Consider the following 23,102-nt stretch of genomic DNA (forward strand, 5'->3'; position numbering starts at 1 on the left):
TTTTAGTATCCTTCTCGATACACATCTTGGTCATAGAGCATCTTAAAAAGCGCTCTTTATATTTGTTAATAAATAACCATTTTGTTCAAACATACACACGGTATATATTAGTTAAGCATATATTTACATAGACAAGACATAACTTTTTTAAACATGCACAATTTTTGTGCATGTTTTTTTATTTAACAAAATAACTATTTTATTATGTTTCCTAACTTACAGTAATGTCCTTAAAAAACATTCATATATATTTATCAGATGCACTTTTAAATTCCAGAGTATCAAATACTTTTAAAAGTTAACTGACCAACAATATTCGACTTATCTTTAAAAACTTATTAAAAATCACTTAGATACAAAAAAGCTACGTTTTATATAGGATAAAAAATTATCTTACGCAAAGGGGCTTGATTATTTGTGAATTACCAAAATGATAATAACTCTAACATTCACAAACCTTGCACTTGTCCATCCCCCACGGCTAACAGTTTAAATGTTGTTCAAACTACCCCATCAATAGTCTCTGTAAATTCTGCGATTCCACTAGATACCGTGGTAAATTCTAATGGTACGGCAATCTCATTCACACCACCAACAACTGTTTTACTTGAAGGTGGAAGAACCTATTTGGCAATCTATGAAGTGCAAGTTATCATTCAACCAGGAGGTAATTCGGCAGGTATCACTATGTATCTTAATAATAATCCAATCATTGGCTCTGGTACTTCTCTGGGATATACTGCAGGATTCACTTCTGTATCAGCACCCGCTATTTTCACTACACCTTCAGGTATAACAAGTACCCTTACTGTTAATGTAGGACCATATTCTAATACATTAAATACGTTGGGCTTAACTCTTGCTGTTGTAGCATTAACATAATAAAATGTAAAACTCTCTAAAATGATTTTATTTATCCCTTAACTGTCTATTGGGCTAGCCTCTAAGAACTCCACATAACTACATATAGAAAAAGAACATTATTTGGTTCCATAGTACTAGGTGACTCGGCTAGCACAATTGCTGAATCACCTATTTTTTTATAATAAAATAAAGCTTTTGTTTAATTTTTTACTTGTTCTTTTTAATGCATTATTCTATTACAATCCATTTTCATGTTATAATTACCAACAGTGCATATTTTAATAGGTACAACAATTCTCATACATATAGGAGGACCTTAATGATCCTAACTCAAGAAAAGAACATAAAATTAATTATGCATTTTCTTACCTTGTTTTCTTTTTTTATTCTTATTTTCTTTAGCATCACAATTTTTTATATACCGTTGATTTTTTATTTTGTATACAAATCACAAAACATTCGAAAAAATATCCTTTGAAGCTGTTTTTTACCGACTATTCATTTGGATAATTACAATAATTTGGAATATTTTTACAATAATAATTTTAATGCTATCTTTATCTAATTTAGACTTAGCTTCAAATAACGCTTTGATTATTTTCGGAATAGCTCCTTTATATTTAATACTGTTTCTTTTGTTAATTTTTGGACCTATAAAAGGAATTTTATATGTGCTACAAGAAAAAGATTGTCACTATCCTATTATTTCTAAATGGATTAACAAATAAAAATACGTGTAGAAGAATTCAGAGTTTTACTGAATTCTTTTTTTATGGATCTTTCAAAGTCTTTTACATCTTCCTTCATTCCTTCTTTTTAATAAACTTCAAATTGTATTACAATATCCTACTAGTAAATAGGTATTGATTATATATCACATATGAACACCTCAATTTTATTGGCATATACTTTGAAGGAAAAAACATTTCTCCTTAAACATATACCTACAAACTCAGTTGCTAATAATTTATCAAAAATTACTTAACATTTATTTTTTTAAAAGGAGGTATTTATGAGATATAATCGAAAATCAAATTCGTGTGATAAATTTCAGCAACCCTGCTTTATTTCTATTTCCCCTTGTGATCAAAGTAATTGCTGTACACCTGTTTTTTTCTCGAATTCTCAACAACAAGAATTATTGCAAATAATAAATCAATTAAATCAAGCCATCCTTTCTTTTTTCACAACACCAAATCCAACAACTATACAAATACTCCAATCAGCATTACAGGCATTAAATGATTTATTAATAGCAGTACAACCAAATACACCAAATAGAAATTTAGTTATAAGAACTATAAACCAATTAATTAATTCTTTACCTACCGCATCTCTCACTCAAATCTCAGCATTATTCCAATTTCTATTCCAAAGCTTGTCTTCACTTATAAGTTGTTCAAATATATCGGACCCCTTATTACAACAAACATTCAACTTAATTTTACAAGGAATCTTAAATAGTTCGCTATTAAGTAACATCGGAACACCGGGGCCGACTGGAGCCACTGGACCTAGAGGATTTCCTGGACCTAGAGGCGCTCAGGGTTCTCAAGGTGTGCAAGGAATTCAGGGACCGGAAGGACCAGAAGGACCGGAAGGACCAGAAGGACCGGAAGGACCAGAAGGACCGGAAGGACCTCAAGGTGTGCCAGGGATTCAGGGACCTGAAGGACCTCAAGGCGTAGAAGGTATTCAGGGGCCTGAAGGACCACCGGGACCTCAAGGAATTCAAGGCGTACAAGGGGATTCAAGGGATTCAAGGACCACCGGGGCCGACTGGTTCAGGGACCGGAATGGGAATTCCTGGACCACCGGGACCTACTGGGCCTCAGGGTATCCAAGGGATTCAAGGACCGGAAGGACCATCAGGAGCCACTGGACTTCAGGGTGTACAAGGAATTCAAGGGCCTGAAGGACCATCAGGAGCTACTGGACTTCAGGGTGTGCCAGGAATTCAAGGGCCGGAAGGACCACCGGGACCTACTGGACCTCAAGGTGTGCAAGGTATTCAAGGACCTGAAGGACCACCAGGACCTACTGGAGATTGTGATTGTCCACCGGGACCTACTGGACCGACCGGACCGACCGGGCCAACCGGACCTGCATGTAATTTCCTAGTATATGCTACAAATGCAGGACTCATAGATGACCCTACAAATGATACAGTATCTGTAATTAACACCGGAACAAATATAGTAGTTGATACAATTACTGTAGGTAATGCACCACTTGAAGTAACAGTTTCACCAAATGGAGCTCGTGCTTATGTTACTAATATTTTTTCTAATACCGTTTCCGTTATTGATACTGCTACGAATACTGTTATCGCTACCATTCCTGTTGGAACTAATCCAATAGGTGTAGCTGTTTCTCCAAATAACACAACTGTTTATGTTGGAAATCATGGTAATAATACGGTTTCTGTCATTAATGCGGCAACAAACACAGTTATTAATACTATTCCTGTTGGCATCGCTCCACAAGGGATTACTGTTTCCCCAAATGGTGCCTTTGCATATGTTGCAAACGAATTAAGCAACACAATTTCTGTCATTAATACTGCTACCAACACAGTTATTGCTACCATCCCTGTTGGTATTCGTCCTAGAATAATCGTGTTTACACTAGATGGTACTCGTGCGTATGTCACGAATCAAAACAGCAATACGGTTTCTGTTATTAACACCGCTACCAATGCAGTTATTAATACAATTAACGTAGGTACCGAACCTGTTGGCATAGATATTACACCGGGTGGAAACCTTATTTACGTTGTAAATAAAGTTAGCAATAATGTATCGGTAATAAATGTGGCGACAAATACTGTGATTGATACAATTTCTGTTGGTTTATCCCCTGATCAAGTAACCATCATACCTGATGGCACTCGAGCATATGTTACAAATCAAGCTAGTAATACTGTTTCCGTTATTGATATTGCTACGAATACTGTTATCACTAATGTCCCAGTAGGTGTCGCTCCAACCGGAATAGCTACTGGAACTATTTGTGAATAAAATAAAGAAGTGCTAGCTGTTGTTAGCTGATCTCTTTCTATAAAACCCAAATCACATACCAATTAATTTACTAACATTGAATTTTTTAGAATTTAATAATAATATTTACCTATAAAACCATTACCCTTATACAAAGAGCTATGAGCCTTTCCACTCATGACTCTTTTTTTTACGATTTTCACTTCACATCTACGCGATTTTGACTAGCTTCTCGACTAAATCCGTCTGGGTATCTTTCTAAAAATAATCATTTTATCTTTTCAGTAAACTTAGTATCTACACGATCAACCTTACCGTTTATCTAAACCGCGACTTGCTCACCAAATCCGCTCATTGGTGGATTGACTACTGTTACATTTCCATCCTAAACTATTAAAAGTTTGTTGCTACTAACATCAATTTCTACTTTTTTCATATGTCCATCTCTCTTTTACTACCGCATGTACTCGAAAACATCAGTTTTAAAACCACCTCCCAAATAAACCCTTACTGGAATTATTTCTTTTTTATCCCTCGCTGCCTTACACAATTCTTCAGCTGTATCCCAATTGGAAAACTTGTCTACAACTCTTTGAAATCTCCGTGTATTCATTAACTCTTAGGATTTATTCTCATGTTTTACCGAACATGCAGGAAGAAGGAGTAAAAAATTTTAGTAAAAGTATCTTTGGATAGCTAACGTTTTCAAAATGTTTGTATTTTATAACAAAAAGCCAAACAAATCTTGTATTAACAAGGTTTATTCACCTTAACATATGTTATTATGTATAATACATATGTTAAGTAAATTCAGAATAACGAGGCAAATATTATGGACTTTGTTTATATTAATCAAAACGTATTAAATAATCTTCTATACATTTTATGTAGTATATTTGTTTTTTATTTCATATATGATAGCAGGCATTATTTGAAAAAATACAAAATATTACTGATTACCCTTTGTTCTAGTATCCCGCTTATTTTATGTATGCGATACCCTATCTATATGGATGAAAGTTGTATTCATGATTTAAGACAAATTCCGGTCATAATAGGTACGCTTTATGGTGGATTCCCTGTCGGTATCATATTGTTTACAATTTTATTAATTACAAGATTTATATTTTATGGCTTTAATATGCTGACAGTCGTTGTTTACGGAATAATGTTCATCGTTACAGCACTCGCATCTTCAAAATTTAATACATATAATAGAAAGCTTAAAGTAGCTTTTTCCATGTTTTTAACCTTTTTCCTAGCAATATTTACAACTGTAATTGTATTAACTTTATCAGATTTTGAAGTGAATAATTTGTATATTATTTATTTCATGGTATTACCGACTACTTTAATGTTATTTATTGTTTATATAAATGAAGTTATAAAAGATGCTGTATTAATGCGCTCAAAATTAATTAAAATGGAAAAAATGGAGATTGTTAGCCAACTCGCTGCAAGTATATCGCACGAAGTAAGGAATCCTTTAACGGTTGTAAAAGGATTTACACAGCTTTTAAAAACACCAAATTTAACTCCTGAATCAAGAGACGAATATATTAAACATATACTTGAAGAGTTAAATCGTGCCCAAGAAATTATCGATGATTACTTAACGTTTGCCAAACCTGCTCCAGAAAAATTAGATCAAATTTCAGTAAAACAAGAGTTAAATCGAGTTATTAATATGATATTGCCATTGTGTAATATGAATACGATACATATTACACAGGATTTTTCTGAGGCAACCATTGTTGGTAATAAACAGCACTTTCAACAATGTTTTTAAACTTAATAAAAAACAGTATTGAAGCAATGCCTAATGGTGGTACCTTAAATATTTCCTCATCTATCAATAATAGTAAAGTTGAAATACGAATTGAAGATAGCGGAGTTGGAATGTCACAGGAGCAAATACATCGATTCGGTGAACCATATTTTAGTACAAAAACAAAAGGAACTGGTTTAGGTACGATGGTTGCTGTTAAGATTATTGAGACGATGCATGGAAGTTTAAAAATCAGAAGTATCGTTAGTAAAGGAACGACTTTAACGATTACGTTCCCGAAATATAGTAAGAATACGCATTTAAACAAATAAAAAAGGAGCATAGTTGCTCCTTTTTTATTTGTTTCGATACATAAGTATCTTCAATGTTTTTTTAGTTTACATTTGTGAAGACTAATTAAAAATTAGTATCCTCCGCCCCAGCAGCTGCATCCTACAATTATTAATAGAATGAATAACACAACTAGTAAAGCAAAACCTCCACCAAAACCACAAGAACCACCGTAACTCATATTTTCTCCTCCTTTTGGTTTGAAAACTAATAGGTAGTTGATCATTTTAACTGGTTCGTATTATACATTATGTGTATATCCCTTTTTTGAGCATGTCTACATAAAAATAAGTAAAAGCACTCGTTTAAAGAGTGCTTTAAAATGGATACCAAAAGTTTTGAAATACGTTTACTTTTAAATATACCGCAACAATGAATATGAAAACACCGGCAAATAAAGCGATGAAATCTTCACGTTTTACCTTACTTGTATAAAACCATGTACGTTTATCCTTCTTTCCAAATCCTCTTAAATCCATTGCATTTGAAACCGTATCTATTCTTTCTAGAGAATGAATGATTAGAGGCCAGAAAATTAAAACGCGATTCTTCATACGAACCCATAAACTTGCTTCTCCTTTTTCAAAAGCCACTCCTCTCGCTTCTTGCGCGTGTTTAATAATTTTATACTCAGATTGGATGTCAGGAATATATCGTAGTGCAATATTTATTGCATATGTAATCTTATAATGAATACCAAGTTTACTTAAGCTACTTACAAATTCGCTTGGATCTGTCGTGTAAATAAAAAGAAGTGTAAATGGTAATAACGTAAAATACTTTAATGAAAGTGTAGCTGCATAAAATAATGTTTCATATGTAATCGTTGCATATCCAATATGTAAAAACGCGGTATATGATTCAGTTAATTCAGATCCATGAGTTGGTGTAATAAATAAAATCATGACAGAGTTTAATAAACTAAATGTAAATATGACACTAAAAACAATTAAAATTTTACGAAATGGAATTTTAGCAACGCTGAGTCCGATACACCCAATAATAAATAATATTAGCAACACCCGAAAATCAAAAAACAAAAAAGTAAGCGTCATACAAAAAATAAATAAAAACAATTTCACTACCCCATCCATACGATGAAAATATGTACTATGCACCTTCCTCCCTCCTATTACTATCTAAATAAAGTTCCATAAATTTTTCCGGACATGCAATCCCACTAAATTTAACAAGCTTGGTTAAAGAAGTCTCTCTTAAGTTAGCTATTTGTAACGTTTCTTGATCACCAAATACATTAGACACTGTATTATCCGCAATAATTTTCCCTTCATGTAGAACTACTGCACGGTCTGCATATTCTAGTGCGAGATTCATATCGTGAGTGATAAAAATAAATGAAATACCCTTCTTAGCTAGTTTTTTAATAAACGACATAAATTGTTTATAATGATAATAATCTTGTCCCGCTGTCGGTTCATCCAATATGATAAGTTTAGGATTTGTTGTTAATACAGATGCGATTGTTAATCTCTTTTTTTGCCCATAGCTTAGTGCTTGAATTGGCCAATTACGAAATGGATATAAACCACAAATTTTTAAAGTTCCTTCTACTCTATTCTTAATTTCTTCCTTAGAAAAATTATGTAATGTTAATGTAAATGAAACTTCTTCAAAAACAGTAGGCTGTGTAATCATATGATTTGGATTTTGCATCACGTAAGATATGATTTTCCCACGTTTACGAATAGACCCAGAACTAATATTTTCACCTTCTAACAAGATTTTCCCATTTTTTATTTTGTTTATGCCTATAAGACTATGAGCTAATGTGGATTTCCCTGCTCCATTATGTCCCAACAGTGCCACAATTTCTCCTTAATATATTGAAAGGTTTACATTTTCTAATACTTTTTGTTTATTAGGGTATGAAAATGATAAATTCTCCAATTTAAGTAATTCCTTGTTTTTCGTATTACCTTTTAATATGACTTGTTTCTCCATCCACTCTTTTAGAACGTTGCCTACCTTTTCTTTTTGAAGGTTTTCCATTGGATATATTACGTCATTATTACGATCAAAATGTAATCTCTTTAATGCTTCGATGTAAATAGGCTCTCTTAAGCCAATACGTGGCAATATATTTGACGCTAAGATTTCTTTTGGTGTTCCTATCCCAATGACTTTACCTTCATCAATTAATATAACTTTGTCTAAATCCAGTTTTAAAATTTCTTCTATCCTATGTTCGATAATAACAATCGTTTTATTATATTGCTCATGTATATCTTTCATAAGTTCTATCGTATGTACGGCGCTTAGTGGATCTAAGTTCGCTAACGGTTCATCGAACAATAATATATCCGCATTTGTTGTTAATAAACCAGCAAGAGAAACTGTTTGCTTTTGACCTCCTGATAATTCATGTGGACTTTGTTTATGAAACGTATGCATCTTCACCTTTCTTAATGAGTCCGAAACAATCTTTTTCATGTCATCTTGCTTTACACATTCATTTTCTAAATAAAAAGCTACATCTTCTTCTACTGTCAGACCAATAAATTGAGCATCTTGATCTTGCAAAATTGTTCCTACCTGCTTACTTTGTTCAAAAATACTTCCTTCCCTCGGATCTTTACCGGCAATTAAAACGTTACCTGTACTAGTCCCTTCGTAAGAAAATGGGATTAGCCCATTTATACAATGAGCTAATGTCGACTTTCCTGAACCACTTCGTCCAGCAATTAGTACTTTTTCCCCAGGGTATATATGAAAGGTAATATCACTTAAAGTAGGCTGCGCAGCATGCCCATATTGAAAGGTAAATTGTTCAAACGAAATAATTGGTTGCATGTTAACATCCCTACTTTTCAATTTTTAAATGTGTATGTTTCTTATTAGATTTTGCCAAGCCAATTGTAAGTGGCAATCCAAGTACTAAGAAAACGATAACATCGGAAATTGTTGCTCCTAATACTTGGATAACAATTTTGTCAAATGGTTCTCCCATCACAATAATATCGAATGCCCCAGCAAATATAATAGCAATGACAATACCAACTAGCCCAGTAATTGCTAAATAAGAAATATCCCCCTTGTTAAACGACCCGTTTTTCACACTAAAACCAACTCTTTTTTGAATAAGACCCATTGAAAAACCAATAATACCTGAACTAATAACCCAGCCCCACCAAATACCCCAGCCAGCAATCGTATCTGTTACGGTATGACCGATAAGTCCGATTAAGAGTCCTGCCACTGGACCAAATAATGCTCCAAAAACAGTTAATATAGCTAATGCTGGTTTAATAAATGTATTCGGTGCAATAGAAAACCCCCAAAGTCCTAATATCCCGTATAATGCTGCTCCAATACCAATTGCTACTACTAACTTTGTTGATAATTTGTTCATGACAATTCCCCTCTCGTATTAGTCAACTTTTATTACTCTATATTTAATTTAAAAATGAATTATGCATCGACACTCCCTTTCTATACAACAAAAAAATGACCTCTTACATAAGAGGTCATTTTCTTTCACGTTCAAGAATCCTCTTATCTTTCAAAAAACACATCGTGTCCTCTGCGGAATTAGCACCTTCCTATAAAATTGCATAGGGGTTGCTGAGGTTTCTTAGGGCCGTTCCCTCCACCTCTCTGGATAAGTATTAATTTGTAATTCGTATTATGGCACTAAAGAATGTAAATTTCAATACTTTTCTCACTATTTTTATTTTTTATTAAACAGTGCATTTAAATCATTGTATTCTTATCGGAATTGTGAAATAATGAATTCAAAATCGTTTCGGGAGGAATGCATTATGAAAGTTATTGGATTGATTGGAGGATTAAGTTGGGAATCTACATCATTATACTATAAACATATTAATACGCTTACACTATCTCAATACGATCAAAATGCAAAGTTAGTTTTATATAGTATGGATTTTGGTGAAGTAACTACTTTATTACAAAACCATCAATATGAAGAAGTGAAAAATGAACTAGTTACAGTTGCAAAGAAAGTTGAAAAATCTGGGGCTGAATGTTTATTAATGTGTTCAAATACCGTACATCTATTTGCCGAGGAAGTAGAACAAGCAATATCTATCCCGCTTCTTCACATTGGTGATGTAAGTGCTAAAGAAATGGTAGAACAGAATATAAAACGTATCGGACTATTAGGAACAAAACAAACGATGGAGCAAGATTTCTATAAATCACGATTAACGAAATATAACATTGAGACAATTATCCCAAATGAAGAGGAAAGAACCTTTATCCACCATGTCATATTAGATGAATTAAGTAGAGGGATCATTTCAGAAACATCTAAAGAAAAGTTATTACAAATTACAAAATCATTAATTCAAAACGGCGCTGAAGGTATATTATTAGGCTGTACTGAAATACCTTTACTCATCTCCCAAAATGATCTTACTGTTCCCGTTTTTGATACTGCTTTTTTACATGCAAATACTGCTGTGCAATTTGCTGGATAAGAATATACAAGCATAAAGGTGAGAACCTCTATGCTTGTATACAGTTACGACTATTTATCCCGCTATTTATGGGTAGTAAAATCCCTACCGATTAAAGTTTTACTTTATTTAAAAGAGATTCAATAACTGCAATTGCTTCTTTTGAACCACCACATTCTAAAAAGCTATCATTAAGTTTTCTTATACCATGTTTATACTTTTCATTTGAAAGAACATCTGTTACGGCCTCTTTTAAAGTGTGCACATTAACATGTTCTTTCAATAGTCTATGTGCCGCTTCAAGCTCAGTTAATCTTTGCGCTATCATTGGCTGGTCTTTATCATGCGGTATTATTACAAATGGGACATTATAATGAATGGCATCGTGTACGCTATTCATACCGCCATGTGTAATAAAAACATCTGCTTCATTTAATATTTCTGATTGTGGTACGTATGGAGCAATTATAAAATTATCTGGTGCTTTCTTAATTTTAGAAATATCATTTCTATCACCAATTGCCATTACAACTATCCCATCAAAATCTGAAAAAGTATCAATACAAGTATTAAAGAATGGTTCGAGTCCTTCAAGCAGTGTTCCCATTGAAATATAAATAACTTTCTTTTCTTTAAGTGATTCCAGTGGAAACTTTATATTTGTTTTACGCTTTGAAATACTCGGTCCAATAAAAATGTTATTTTCTCCGAACGATTCGTTATTAGGTTGGAAATAGCGACTTGTGTATACGAGACAAACATCACCCTTATTATTCATAAATTGAAGATTATTCTTTGGTTTTACTCCAAATTTATGTTCCATCTGATTTAGTAATTTTTCAGAGATTTCCTCTGGTTGGAATGGCATATCTGCATTTGGATGAAAAGGTAATGTCTTCAAAAATTCTGGCGGAATTAAAAATATAGGTGAGGACACTACACCTGGAACTTGTAAATACTCCTTTACTAACTCTCCTGCGCCAAATATATCATAAATTACGAAATCAAAATTTATACTTTCACATAATTGTTTCGTAATTTCTAATATATATAAAGAAGTTTGAACATGCACATGAAAGAAAGCATTTAACCCAGATGAGGTTTCAGCATCAATAGAAATCTCTTTTAATAGATCCGAATGAATATGTACAGTAGCTCCTAAATCTTCAATTCTATCCTTAAAGTTTGCCGTTGTAATATAATGTACGTTATCCCCTCGTTTAGTAAAAGCTTTTACTAAATTTAATGTAGGGTTTACATGTCCCTCTGCTGGAAAATTAACCACTAAAATATTTAGCACTTATTCCTCACTCCTTACATTTCATTGTTTTAATTAAGCATACTGTTATTTGTACAAGTAATCTTCCCCTAATAGTCCTAATATGCTTGCTACATTATATTGATAAATAATTTTCAGTCATCAACATAAAAAAAGCATCTACCTATGTAGATGCCTAACCGTGATAAGGAGTGTTCTGTGAGGTTAGAACAAACTTTTCTGCTTGTCCTATGCTATTAATATATGATTGATTTTATAAAACGTGAATAGTTAATAGAATTATTTTATCCATTTTATATGATCAAATGGATAAAATACCATTTCTACTTTACCTATTATATTTAACTCATCAATAAGTCCAAGTGTATTCATACTATCTTTACTATGATTACGATTATCACCTAACACAAATAATTTATGCGTAGGAACTTTTATTTCTCTAAAATTTGAAAAACGATTGGATACTTGTGACATATCTAAATTTATATACGACTCATCACGCTTTTTACCGTTAATAAATACCTCATCCTTTTTTAGTTGTATATTATCCCCCGATAATCCAATAATTCGTTTCACATAGTAAGTAGGCTCGTCTTCTTTTTTTATAATGACAACATCTCCATGATGAAAAGACGATAAACAGACGTTTACCTTATTAACAAGTATATAATCTTTTTCATTCAAAGTAGGTTGCATCGAAATTCCTTCTACCATACAAAATAAAAAGGACTTATTAATAAAAATAACCCCTATTATAATTAATATGTAGCTACATATGTTCCTCCAATATTTTAGAATAAACAGCTTCATATATACCTCATTTCTAATCTATCCCCAGATAAAAACGCCTCTAGTTCACATGAATGCTAGAGACGTTTCGTCCATTTTAATTCTCTTTAGAGGCATCTGTTTTTGGCGCTTCACCAGTTAATCGCTTATTTTTCAAATCAAAATAAGCATCTAAAACTTCTTTTCCAATATCGGAGTTAATGCCCGATTTATCATTTTCAACCCACGGTACTACAACAGAAAATGCTACTTCTGGATCATCATATGGCGCATATCCAGCTAATGTTAAGTTATAACATTCTCTACGATCGCCTTTCGCATTTCGCCCAATTTCATTTTCTCCACCATATACAGTTTGTGCGGTCCCTGTTTTACCAGCTGGTTTATATGGTGCTTTTTGGAACGCTCTTACTCCCGTTCCATCTCCTTCTTGAAATACTTTTCTAAATCCTTCTTTTACTTGATTAATATATTCTTGTTTCATATCGATTCTATTTAAAACAACGGGTTCTATTGATTGTACTACTTTACCAACCTCATCTTTTTGAACGGTTTGTTCTCTAATCTCTTGAACAATTTGTGGTTTCATTCGATACCCTCCATTTGCGATAGTCGAAATATATTGTGCAAGCTGAAGTGGTGTATACGTATCATATTGTCCAATAGAATAATCTAATAAGAAACCAGGCTGATTATCTTTTCTTCCAATTTGTCCTGCAGTTTCATTCGGTAAATCAATACCAGTTTGTACGCCTAGTCCAAATTGCCTGAAATAATATCTCATTTTATCAAAATATTCTTGTTTAATATCTAGTGAACTATTTTTCACATAATCCACACCAGCAATTTTTAATGCTATATTAAACATATAAACGTTCGAAGAAACTTGTAACGCTCTTAGATCGTCTATATCACCAAAATTTTTCCAAGACTTCTTTTCCTTGGTTCCTTTAAACTTCATAGGTGCATCATAAAAATGTGTTCCAGGAGTTATTGCATTTGTTTCAAACCCTGTTAACACTGTCGCACCTTTAACCGTTGATCCAAGCTCATATGAACTTGTCAGCGTGCCTAAAGCATAATCTTCTACTTCCATTTTCCCATCTTTTTCTACAAGCCTTTTCCCAGCCATTGATAATACTTGGCCATTTTTAGGATTCATCATCACTACGAAAGCACGGTCTAACATTGATTCTGATCCTTTATATTGTTTTAATATTTTTTCTATGCTCTCCTCTACTTTTTTTTGCAATCCCATATCTATTGTTAAAGTTAAATTTTTACCGCTTTTCCCTTCAGTAACAGTTTCCGTTCTAATAGTATTTCCTTGTTTATCAGCAATGCTTCTTACTTCTTTTTTTGTACCATGAAGTACATCTTCGTATTGCTGTTCGATATAACTTTTGCCGACCCTATCATTTCGGCTATAATCACGCACTAAATAATAATCTAATCGTTCACGTGGCAATCCTTCATCAGCATTTGAAACGTTACCAAGGACAGAACGGAATAGACCATCATTTACATAGATTCTCTCCCAATCAACTGATGCGTCTACTCCTGGAAGGTTCGCTAAATTTTCACTAATCACCGCATATTCCTGTTCACTAACGTCCTTTTTAATAATTTGAGGTGCCATTTGAAAACCTGAGGTCATTTTACTTTTAATAGCTAACACTTCTATATCTTTAGCCGTTAGTTCTTGAAGATTTTTATCTGTAACGCGTTTCCTTTTTAAATCTTCTATTTTTTTGTCTAGCTCTTTTCCGGTAATATCCTTATCTCGGAACTTATCTATTTCTTTTTTTGATACTAAGTCTTGAGCAAGTTCTGGATTTAATTGCATCCAAAAGTCTTTCTTATCAGTCTCAGTTAACTTATCTATATCTTCTTGTGGCATTTCAATAATATCTGCAAGTTGTCTTGCTGATTTTAATATTTCTTCTTGTTTTACACCTTTCACCTTTGTATATGTAATCGTACGTAAAGACTTATTATCAACTACTGGATTTCCTTCACGATCAAATATTTTCCCACGTGGTACAGAAAGGCCCACGGTTGCATTTTCTCTCTTCTCTACTTCATTTTTATATGTTTCTCCATCAAAAATTTGCACTTTCCCTAACTGAATAATAATGCCAGAAAATAATAAAAATACACAAAGGAATAAAATATTTAACCGGAGAGGTACTACTCTACCACTTTTCTTCTCTTGCTTTTTCACCTTGTCATAATCTCCTCCTTACAATATTTCAAATAATAATCACATTTCTATATTAAAAGTAATGTACAATTTCTATACATTGCTTTGTACAAATATTAATATAATGTTTAAAACTTAATAGAAATTAAAACAAAGGTAAAGAAAAGGTAAAGTTTACTAAATTAAATATAAAAAATACCCAATAACAAAAAGCTTAGTTTTCACTAATCGCTTTGTTATTGGGTATTAATTGATTTAAGAATTACTACTAGTGCGTATTGGTATACATTTGTCGTCACAATTAGAAAGAGATTGTTTACTTAGTACTTTCGGTAAGTAAATAGTTACTGTTGTCCCGACACCAACCTCACTCATGATACCAATTGTCCCTTGATGACTTTCAATAATTTTATAACTTAACATTAATCCAATACCAGTCCCTTTTTCTTTCGTACTATAAAAAGGTTCACCTAATCTCTTAATTCTTTCTTCAGGTATTCCTATTCCTTCATCTATTACATGAATGATGACACCATCATCATTTATTTCTTTTATGTGAATTGAAATTTCCCCACCATTTGGCATAGCTTCGATTGAATTTTGCAAAATATTAATAAATACTTGTTTCAATTGATTTTCTGAGCATTCAATAATTATATCTTTGTCATCCGTAAATAGTTCAACTTGAATATTTGTCATAATTGCTTTTGTATTCATTAACGATACGACATTTTTAAAAATTTGATAAATATTTTTCTTTTCTGTATTTATCTCATCTGTTTTAGCGATTGATAGAAATTCTTGTAGGATTGCTTCTATCCTTTCAATTTCAGAAAGCATAAGATCAAAATATCTTTCTTGATCTTCTTTATTAATTTGGAATAACTGTATAAAACCTTTAATTACAGTTAAAGGATTTCTTACTTCATGAGCCACGCCAGCTGCTAATTGACCAATTGCTGCAAGCGTATCTGATTTGTTTAACAATTCTTCTGTCTTTTTTCGCTCTGTAATGTCGCGTACAATAATCATAATTTTATCACGTAATAATGGTAAGCACCTAGCTTCAAAGAAATCAATACTTCCATTAAGTGTGAGTGGATATTCTACAATTACATTCGTTCCTTTTTCCTTCACTTGATTAATGGCTTCCTGAAACTGCTGCGCTACTGAAGATGGTAATACTTCGTAAAACTTTTTTCCCATAAAAGCTTCTGCGGGTACGTAAAACTTCGTAGGAGATCCTGCCTTGTAATCAATAATCGTGCCATCATCTTCTGTTAAGAAACATAAATCTGGTAAAGCTTTAAAAATTAATTCCAGTTCAGATGTTTGTTGTTTTAACTGCTCTTCTATCGCTTTTAAATGCGTAATATCTACACCAACAGCCCAATAACTATATCCTGTTACAGGAAACTGTTCTGATATATTCGACCACATTATTGTTTTGATTTCACCATTTTTACATGTTAAGTGCATTTCCCAATCTCTGAAATTTTTTCCACAAGTTAAAAATTTCTTTTGTATTTGATGGCGATAATTATGATCAGGATACAATAATTGCAGTGCATTTGGATTTCCAATTATTTCTTCAGCGGTATAACCTGTTACGATTTCACATTCTCGGTTCCACAAAACAAAATCTCCATTATAATCAAGCGCATCGACCATAACAGGCATATTTTGTAAAATCGTATGTAGTTCCTCCTCTTTCCGAGAAAGCAACGTTGTATTTTTACTTTGAAATACCTTTATTGCACCATCTAAAATTAAACTTGAGAGCATTTCAAAGTATTTTTGACAACTGAAAATTTCACTTTTTTTGGACCATACAACAAAAGATCCTAAATGTTGATTGTATAAGAAAATGGGGATTTCAATCTTTGGAAGTTTACTCTTTTTTATCTCATTCATTCCGAATGAAAAAACACACTCTTTTTCAGCATCAAGAAGTTGATGTGATATGTTAGTTAATTTATAAAATTGTTCTGCCATGGTTTCTATTGTACTCACATCAATAAGTTCCATTAGCCGCGAATTCATTCTTTGTTCACCTCAATATGTAAAATTAATACAAATCTAAAATTCATACTTCTCCATTATACGAAGAAAGCTAGTGTAGGTATATAGCTGTAGAATAATTATTCGAACAAATTTTATTTTTCAATTAAAACAAGAAAAGAATATATTTCGTTCATTCCTCATTTATTGTCTAGGTAACTTGAATTCCTCCTTACATTCACTGAATTTTCACTTGAGAGTCATACGCGTTACTAATAGCGGTATAAACATGCAATAAGTATAAAGTTCATAAAATATTCACAATTTTTATGAAAAATATACACATTTATTCCAATATATTCTATATAATGAAATGTAATAAGGCTTCTATGAATCTCATAGAATACCTTACCCCTAATAAAAAAGAAAAAAGAATCCATTTGGATTCTTTTTTCTTTTTTTTAATTACATTACATATTTATATAAAGCATGTGCCACACCATGTTCTTCATTTGATAACGTTTCGTATTTACACATTTCTTTTATTTCTTCAACTGCATTTCCCATTGCAATTGATATATTCGCTTTTTCCATCATAGAAACATCGTTTAGTCCATCACCTATCGCTACAGTGTTTTCAACCGGAATATTAAGATGTTCTGCTAAAGTATATAATCCATTCCCTTTTTGAGCATCTCGATGATTAATCTCTAAATTGTGCCAATATGAAGATGTAATTGCTAAATCCGTATTATGAAGAAATGTTTCTTTTAGTTTTTTTAATTTCTCAATATCATAAGAAAATGGTAATAGTTTATGCACATGTATATCTGTTTCTACAATTGGTTTACAACTTTCCGCACTATGAAACGCTGTATGCTCAAGATATAATGCTGCGATTGTTTCTAACTCTTTCAAGTCGAAATTTTCTTTTGAATTCTTCACATACTCAATTTCATTACGTACACTCTCTACTCCATAATCCGGTACATACACACCTTTATCAGTATAAAGCTGATAGTATAAACCATTCTCTTCAAGATATTCTACGATTTCAAGTGCCTGCATATTTTGAATTGGATATCTCTTCATCATTTTTTTATCTTTATATATAAGAGCCCCATTTTCCGCAATGATTGGACACTCTAAATTAACTTCTAACAATAATCGCTCAATGTCAACAATAGAACGTCCTGTACAAATTGCTACAACATGGCCAGCTTCTTGACATGTTCGAATTGCTTCTGCATTTTCTTTACTTATCATTTTATTCCCCGAAAGAAGAGTTCCATCTAAATCAATTGCGATTAATTTCATTATTTCTTCACCACTTTCTATAAATACACGAGTTCTAATTAATTATTAGGTATCGTTTTCATACAATCCTCGTGAGGTACTTCTTATTTATAATTTATGAAAAGCGTTTCAGGTCAGGAAATAATTAAAAATAAAATCCAAAGCTTTTCTTTTTAAAAAAGCTTTGGATTTTAAACTATGAATTATAACTAATGTATTTTGTCTCACACATGTACACATTTTTTTCTTCAGTTGGGATATATACTTTAAACTTTTCTAACCGTTTTCCATAGACATGAATCGTAATAACGCTTTCATTTTTGCTAATTTCAAGAATATGACAATCCGCTGGTGGAATTACTTTATCTGTTTCTCCTTCTCCCAAATAAAGATTTCCTGTATGTGTTAAATAAACAAGTGAATTTCCAAGTTGTTTCGTTTGTATAAAGTTCTGCACCATAACCCTTCCTGAAAAAACGCCTTCTACTCCCCATGAGCCGTCATGATCATGTAAAGGTGTAGATTGTCCATCTTTCCATACGAGAGCTAGTACTTCAAAACGTTTGAGCGGATCTTCATACAATAAATGTCGTGCATATTGAGTCAAATTGGCCTTCTGTTTATCTAACGGAAGCCATGTTTTCTTTTCTAAAAGTTCTTCTAGTAACTTTTCAATGCCACACACTATTTCTTCTTCAAATAAACCGTTTTCCATAAGATCTGTAACACCTTTAATAAACTTTTGAAATGATTTACTTCTATTACAAGTCAACATAAGAATCCTCCTCTACGTTTTATACAATTCCATATTAAGGTGATTACCGAAAACTCACAATTGAGAAACAAAAAACAAGATGCAAATGTATGCACCTTGTTAAGATTTTTATTTGGCTTTCAATCGAATAGGTAAGTATTTTAATGTTTGTTCATTTTCTAATATACATTTTTCTAAACAGAAAGATGGAGATAGCTCTATTTTTTCAAAAACATTTATAAAGGTAGTTAATGCAATCTCAGCTTCTAAACGTGCAAGTGGTGCTCCTAAGCAAAAGTGAGGGCCTTTCCCAAAGGTTAAATGCTTTTCATTTCCTGTTCGATGTACATTAAATTGAGAGGCTTGTGAAAATTTTTTCTCATCTAAATTCGCTGCACTAACCCACGCAACAATCATCTGATCCTTTTTCATTAAAGGACCAAATATATTTGTATCCTCTGTAATCCTCCGGGCCAATGTAACAGGAAAGCGATAGCGTAATACTTCCTCAATCGCTTTTGAAATTAAGTTAGGTTCTTTTCTTAACTCTTCATAAATTCCAGGTGAATCTACTAAAAAGCAATAAAAGCTATTAATAATTAAATTTGTAGTGGTTTCATTCCCAGCCGCTAGTAAACCTAATGAAAAGGTTACAATTTCCTCATCGGTTAATCTTTCGCCTTCATATTCAGCTCGAATTAAATCAGATATGATATCATCGGTTAAATGATATCTCTTTTCCTGAACAATCGGTAAAAGGTATGCTTTGAATTCATTTAATGCTATCCCTTTCTCGGCATCCAGATCATTAAACTTTTCTTTACTATACGGCATAAATAAAATATCAGACCATTCTTTAATTTTTTTACGATCTGTTGTTGGGACTCCTAATAAATCAGAAATAACAGTAACAGGTAAAGGTGCAGCAAATTGTTCAACGATATTAACTTCACTACATTTTTCGATATGTTGTACAAGTTCATCTGCGATAGCCTGTATTTGAGGTTTCCACTGTTCTAAACTTCTTGGAGTAAATGCCTTAGAAACAATGGAACGTACATTGCGATGTTCTGGTGGATCTGTAGAGTTTATATTTATTCTAGTTTCTAAAGGAGGGATTGAGAATTGTCTGCGCTCCCTTCTACTTGAAAATAAGCGATAATCTGATAAAACACGATTTACATCATCATATAAAAAAACATTCCATACATCCTGCTCTTCATCATAATGAACTGGGTGATTATCCCTCATCAAACGATACCATTCATATGGATTCCATAATTCTTCTTTTGTTTTCAGCTTTGAAATTTCGTGAACTAAAATAACATTTTCAGGTGAAGCCATAGTTCTTTCCTCCCTTTTCTTTTACAATAAAAGTGATAGGTCGGCAGTCCAAAGTTGTATAAACTATCATATGTTATTTTAACATATACCAAAGGGGATTTTTCATTAGAGAACTTGAGAAATATATAAGGGGGATTTTTATGTACGTTGACATTTTACTACTAGCAGAATTAACGACAGGACCAAAACATGGATATGAAATTAAAAAAAATGTTCAAAATCGTTTAGGTGAAAATTTCGAATTAAATCACAACATGCTTTATCCAGCCCTTCGGCGCTTTGAAAATATGGGTGCTATAACGAAAAAAATACATAAACAAGTCGGAAAACCAAACCGAAATATGTACGATATAACAGAAACAGGAGAAGAAATTTTTTCTGAAATGTTACGAGAGTTTCCCGAAAAACTTGCGACAAACAATACAGAATTTCTTGTTCGTATTGCGCTATTTGAAAAACTTGACTATGAGGATAGAAAAGAGATTTTGACTGTACGTCAAAACGTACTACATAATCAGCTTACTGCTATTCAGTCTCTAGATGTTACCTCATCTTTTATTACTGAAGTCATTGAATTTAGTAAATCACGAATTGAACATGAATTGAGTTGGATTACATCACTTATGAAAAAAATATGAAAAAATAACAAGAAAAGTTAAAAACAATGAATGAAAATGATATTTATTATCAATACTATAATTAATAAAAGGGCAACCACGATTTGGCTACCCTTCAAACATTTACACTTCTGGATCGAAAGTTTTGCAATCTGTTTCTTCCGTTGTAGATGCATGTTTACCTTTATGACTTACTACGTAAATTGCCTCTGCACTACATTTATTACCGTTCGCCCAAAATTTACAGTTATTCACTTCACATAAAACGTCTTGTGCCATAGTATCACACCTCCTTATTCTATTATCATTAACAAAATTCGGAGGTATGATACTCTTTGTCATCCATTTTTTATTCCCTTTTTAGCTTTCTTAATGGTTCAATATCTCCTCGTACAATCACATCTATATTTTCAGTTATTTTTTCAATGTCAAAATGCCACCATTGAATTTGTAATAATTCTTCTATTATTTCATTTGAAAATCTCTCTTTTATTTTATTTGCTGGATTTCCACCAACAATTGTATATGGTGCGACGTCTCTAGTCACAACAGATTTAGCTGCAATAATTGCACCATCTCCTATTTTTATTCCGGGCATAATAGTTGTGTCCATACCAATCCAAACGTCATTTCCTATAACCGTATCGCCTTTGTAAGGTAAATCAGACAAACTAGGTGTATACTTCTCCCACCCATTTCCAAAGATATTAAATGGATATGCCGAAAATCCATCCATCCGATGATTCGCTCCGTTCATAATAAAGTTAACTCCAGATGCAATACAACAAAACTTTCCAATAGTAAGGCGATCCCCAAGAAATTCATAATGATGTAATATTCGATTTTCAAATGTTTCTCCATCTTTCGCATCATAATAAGAATAGTCACCAACAAGTATATTAGCCTTTGTTATTGTATTTTTTATAAATTGAACGTTTTGATTTCCTTCAATAGGGTATTTAACATTTGGATTAGGATTCATTTTGTACAGCACTTCCTTTACCACTTATTTCACTTTCTACCGCTATTACTGGCTTTAAATTGTATATAGGTAAAATAAACAATAATCCAATTATAAAAAGTAAAGCCGTCCCTTCATACATCATACTTAATGAAAACATCTCTTTTAATGAGCCAGCTATACTCATCGTTACTACCATTGAACCGGTAAATAGCGGACTTAAAATACCATTTACACGACCTATAAAATCGGTATCGCTATTTTGAATAATAAGCGTATTAATACCAATTTGGATACAAGGAAGAGCTAAGCCACTAAAAAGCTGAGCTGTAAGTGTCACCCATAAATTTGTAGAATATCCTATAATGCCAATACCAATTGCTTGACCAAGCATACCGATAATTAACATCTTTTGCGGAGCAACGTTTTTCGCAAATACCATTGCTAATGCTCCGCCAACAATCATACCCGCACCATTTACTGTTAGTAGCCACTGTAAACTCTCTTTTGATAATCCTAGCTGCTCAGTCACAATAAATATACCTAATGGTTGAATTAATCCTATACCTAGTCCTGCAGCCATAAAGCAAAGCCCTAGCAAAGTTAATGCTTTTTTCTTTTTGACATACTTAATACCATCCTTCATCTCCTGCAGCAGAGTGATATCTTTCTTTTCTACGTCGTTTTCAAGATCTTTCGGAAGAAATAACAATACAACTGCCGCAAGTAAAAACGAGATACCTGTTATGATGATTGAAATATAAATTCCAAAACTATGAAAGATAAATGTCCCTAGAATTGGTCCTAATACCATAAATATTGCAAATATCGTTTGATATATAGACATCGCTAATTGAATTTGTTCCGTTGATAAATGTTGTTTAAACAACTTCATTCCAGATGGTTGTGAAAACTGTGAAAGGATTGCAGAGATGAGTGTCACAAAAAACACAATTTTCCACGTTCCAAACATAAGCGTAATTAAGACAGCGAATACTGAAATGGAACTTAACGTTTCACACCATATCATTGTCTTCTTTGGCTTCCACCTATCAGCAAAGGTACCGCCAATAAATGAAAAAATAAAAATTGGAGCGAATTCAGCAACTGAAATCATGGAAATAGCAAAAGCATCACCTTTTGTCATTTCCATTACATATAGTAATACCGCAAAGTTTCGAACCCATATTCCTATTTGTAAAAATAATGCTGATGCTAAAATCCCTTGTACAAACCGATTTTTTAATACTTGTGATACCCCATTATTTTGTTTCGTTACTACATTTGTCGACATAAAAAAGCCTCCTATTTCATGTTCTGAACAGGAGGCAGCACAAATCATATAAAAAGACTATATATTCGCAGAGCGAAATACATCCCTTTTCTATAAATGTACAGACTAATCCTATTCAGAAGAATATTTCGTTTTTTAACGAA

The 23,102-nt window shown here is 32.6% G+C and carries 16 protein-coding genes, 6 pseudogenes and 1 riboswitch; of the genes and pseudogenes, 7 read left to right on the forward strand and 15 right to left on the reverse strand.

The genetic code is table 11. The annotated features are described in order from the left end of the window. Positions 1–417: 417 nt before the first annotated feature. The 3 genes and pseudogenes from ACQRBL_RS13445 to ACQRBL_RS13455 all read left to right on the forward strand — a co-directional run bounded on the left by ACQRBL_RS13445 (position 418) and on the right by ACQRBL_RS13455 (position 3,884). Positions 418–882 carry a hypothetical protein gene (locus ACQRBL_RS13445; protein ID WP_043924670.1) on the forward strand — a complete coding sequence of 155 codons (465 nt, stop codon included), beginning with the start codon at positions 418–420 and terminating at the stop codon, positions 880–882. 301 nt (positions 883–1,183) lie between these two features. Beyond that, positions 1,184–1,592, forward strand: a pseudogene (locus tag ACQRBL_RS13450) (DUF4870 domain-containing protein). 284 nt (positions 1,593–1,876) lie between these two features. Then, a pseudogene (locus ACQRBL_RS13455) lies at positions 1,877–3,884 on the forward strand (beta-propeller fold lactonase family protein). A gap of 301 nt (positions 3,885–4,185) precedes the next feature. Here ACQRBL_RS13455 and ACQRBL_RS13460 read toward each other — a convergent pair. After that, positions 4,186–4,299, reverse strand: a pseudogene (locus ACQRBL_RS13460) (DUF3954 domain-containing protein). Positions 4,300–4,472: 173 nt separating this feature from the next. On the opposite strand from ACQRBL_RS13460, the pseudogene ACQRBL_RS13465 reads away from it, so the two are divergent. Next, positions 4,473–4,559 (forward strand): annotated as a pseudogene (locus ACQRBL_RS13465) (tyrosine-type recombinase/integrase); the annotation flags it as partial. Positions 4,560–4,695: 136 nt separating this feature from the next. Continuing rightward, a pseudogene (locus ACQRBL_RS13470) lies at positions 4,696–5,963 on the forward strand (LytS/YhcK type 5TM receptor domain-containing protein). Positions 5,964–6,055: 92 nt separating this feature from the next. Here ACQRBL_RS13470 and ACQRBL_RS13475 read toward each other — a convergent pair. The 4 genes and pseudogenes from ACQRBL_RS13475 to ACQRBL_RS13490 all read right to left on the reverse strand — a co-directional run bounded on the left by ACQRBL_RS13475 (position 6,056) and on the right by ACQRBL_RS13490 (position 9,352). After that, positions 6,056–6,163, reverse strand: a complete 108-nt coding sequence (locus ACQRBL_RS13475; protein WP_000120182.1) for a YjcZ family sporulation protein — start codon at positions 6,161–6,163, stop codon at positions 6,056–6,058. Positions 6,164–6,299: 136 nt separating this feature from the next. Continuing rightward, positions 6,300–7,100 carry an energy-coupling factor transporter transmembrane component T family protein gene (locus ACQRBL_RS13480; protein ID WP_065483798.1) on the reverse strand — a complete coding sequence of 267 codons (801 nt, stop codon included), beginning with the start codon at positions 7,098–7,100 and terminating at the stop codon, positions 6,300–6,302. Continuing rightward, positions 7,093–8,793: pseudogene (locus tag ACQRBL_RS13485) on the reverse strand (ABC transporter ATP-binding protein). Before ACQRBL_RS13485 ends, ACQRBL_RS13480 begins: the two are co-directional and overlap by 8 nt. Before the next feature lie 10 nt (positions 8,794–8,803). Then, positions 8,804–9,352: an ECF-type riboflavin transporter substrate-binding protein gene (locus tag ACQRBL_RS13490; protein ID WP_001038210.1), complete on the reverse strand. Its 549-nt coding sequence runs from the start codon at positions 9,350–9,352 to the stop codon at positions 8,804–8,806. Between the two features lie 140 nt (positions 9,353–9,492). Next, a riboswitch (SAM riboswitch) is annotated at positions 9,493–9,608 on the reverse strand. A gap of 153 nt (positions 9,609–9,761) precedes the next feature. On the opposite strand from ACQRBL_RS13490, the gene ACQRBL_RS13495 reads away from it, so the two are divergent. Further along, a complete protein-coding gene (locus ACQRBL_RS13495; RefSeq protein WP_098564263.1) occupies positions 9,762–10,442 on the forward strand; it encodes an aspartate/glutamate racemase family protein in 681 nt (226 codons plus the stop codon). A 91-nt stretch (positions 10,443–10,533) separates the two neighbouring features. On the opposite strand, the gene ACQRBL_RS13500 is transcribed toward ACQRBL_RS13495, so the two are convergent. The 7 genes from ACQRBL_RS13500 to ACQRBL_RS13530 all read right to left on the reverse strand — a co-directional run bounded on the left by ACQRBL_RS13500 (position 10,534) and on the right by ACQRBL_RS13530 (position 20,087). Next, positions 10,534–11,721, reverse strand: a complete 1,188-nt coding sequence (locus ACQRBL_RS13500) for a macrolide family glycosyltransferase (protein WP_411995529.1) — start codon at positions 11,719–11,721, stop codon at positions 10,534–10,536. A 258-nt stretch (positions 11,722–11,979) separates the two neighbouring features. Next, positions 11,980–12,510, reverse strand: a complete 531-nt coding sequence (lepB, locus tag ACQRBL_RS13505; protein ID WP_098564262.1) for a signal peptidase I — start codon at positions 12,508–12,510, stop codon at positions 11,980–11,982. A 76-nt stretch (positions 12,511–12,586) separates the two neighbouring features. Continuing rightward, positions 12,587–14,713 (reverse strand): peptidoglycan D,D-transpeptidase FtsI family protein, encoded by a 2,127-nt coding sequence (locus tag ACQRBL_RS13510; RefSeq protein WP_078993190.1) that lies wholly within the window; start codon positions 14,711–14,713, stop codon positions 12,587–12,589. A 234-nt stretch (positions 14,714–14,947) separates the two neighbouring features. After that, on the reverse strand, positions 14,948–16,735 hold the full coding sequence (locus tag ACQRBL_RS13515) for an ATP-binding protein (protein ID WP_411995528.1): 1,788 nt from the start codon (positions 16,733–16,735) through the stop codon (positions 14,948–14,950). A gap of 423 nt (positions 16,736–17,158) precedes the next feature. Beyond that, positions 17,159–18,010, reverse strand: a complete 852-nt coding sequence (locus ACQRBL_RS13520; protein ID WP_097960824.1) for a Cof-type HAD-IIB family hydrolase — start codon at positions 18,008–18,010, stop codon at positions 17,159–17,161. A gap of 175 nt (positions 18,011–18,185) precedes the next feature. Then, positions 18,186–18,764 carry a cysteine dioxygenase gene (locus ACQRBL_RS13525; RefSeq protein ID WP_411995527.1) on the reverse strand — a complete coding sequence of 193 codons (579 nt, stop codon included), beginning with the start codon at positions 18,762–18,764 and terminating at the stop codon, positions 18,186–18,188. Between the two features lie 108 nt (positions 18,765–18,872). Then, entirely contained in the window at positions 18,873–20,087 is a 1,215-nt protein-coding gene (locus ACQRBL_RS13530; RefSeq protein WP_098564260.1) for a cytochrome P450, read from the reverse strand. A 140-nt stretch (positions 20,088–20,227) separates the two neighbouring features. Here ACQRBL_RS13530 and ACQRBL_RS13535 point away from each other — a divergent pair, with 140 nt between their 5' ends. Continuing rightward, a complete protein-coding gene (locus tag ACQRBL_RS13535; protein WP_000289124.1) occupies positions 20,228–20,725 on the forward strand; it encodes a PadR family transcriptional regulator in 498 nt (165 codons plus the stop codon). Positions 20,726–20,827: 102 nt separating this feature from the next. Here the strand turns inward: ACQRBL_RS13535 and ACQRBL_RS13540 are convergent, their stop codons facing one another. The 3 genes from ACQRBL_RS13540 to ACQRBL_RS13550 all read right to left on the reverse strand — a co-directional run bounded on the left by ACQRBL_RS13540 (position 20,828) and on the right by ACQRBL_RS13550 (position 22,959). Beyond that, complete coding sequence (locus ACQRBL_RS13540; protein WP_000046095.1) at positions 20,828–20,983, reverse strand: DUF1540 domain-containing protein; 156 nt, start codon at positions 20,981–20,983, stop codon at positions 20,828–20,830. Positions 20,984–21,053: 70 nt separating this feature from the next. Further along, a complete protein-coding gene (locus ACQRBL_RS13545) occupies positions 21,054–21,686 on the reverse strand; it encodes a Vat family streptogramin A O-acetyltransferase (RefSeq protein WP_097987292.1) in 633 nt (210 codons plus the stop codon). Beyond that, complete coding sequence (locus tag ACQRBL_RS13550; RefSeq protein ID WP_000106396.1) at positions 21,676–22,959, reverse strand: MFS transporter; 1,284 nt, start codon at positions 22,957–22,959, stop codon at positions 21,676–21,678. The genes ACQRBL_RS13545 and ACQRBL_RS13550 overlap by 11 nt, the downstream gene beginning before the upstream one ends. Between the last annotated feature and the right edge of the window lie 143 nt (positions 22,960–23,102).

The sequence above is a fragment of the Bacillus sp. AF62 genome (genome assembly GCF_050312695.1).
GTDB lineage: Bacteria > Bacillota > Bacilli > Bacillales > Bacillaceae_G > Bacillus_A > Bacillus_A cereus.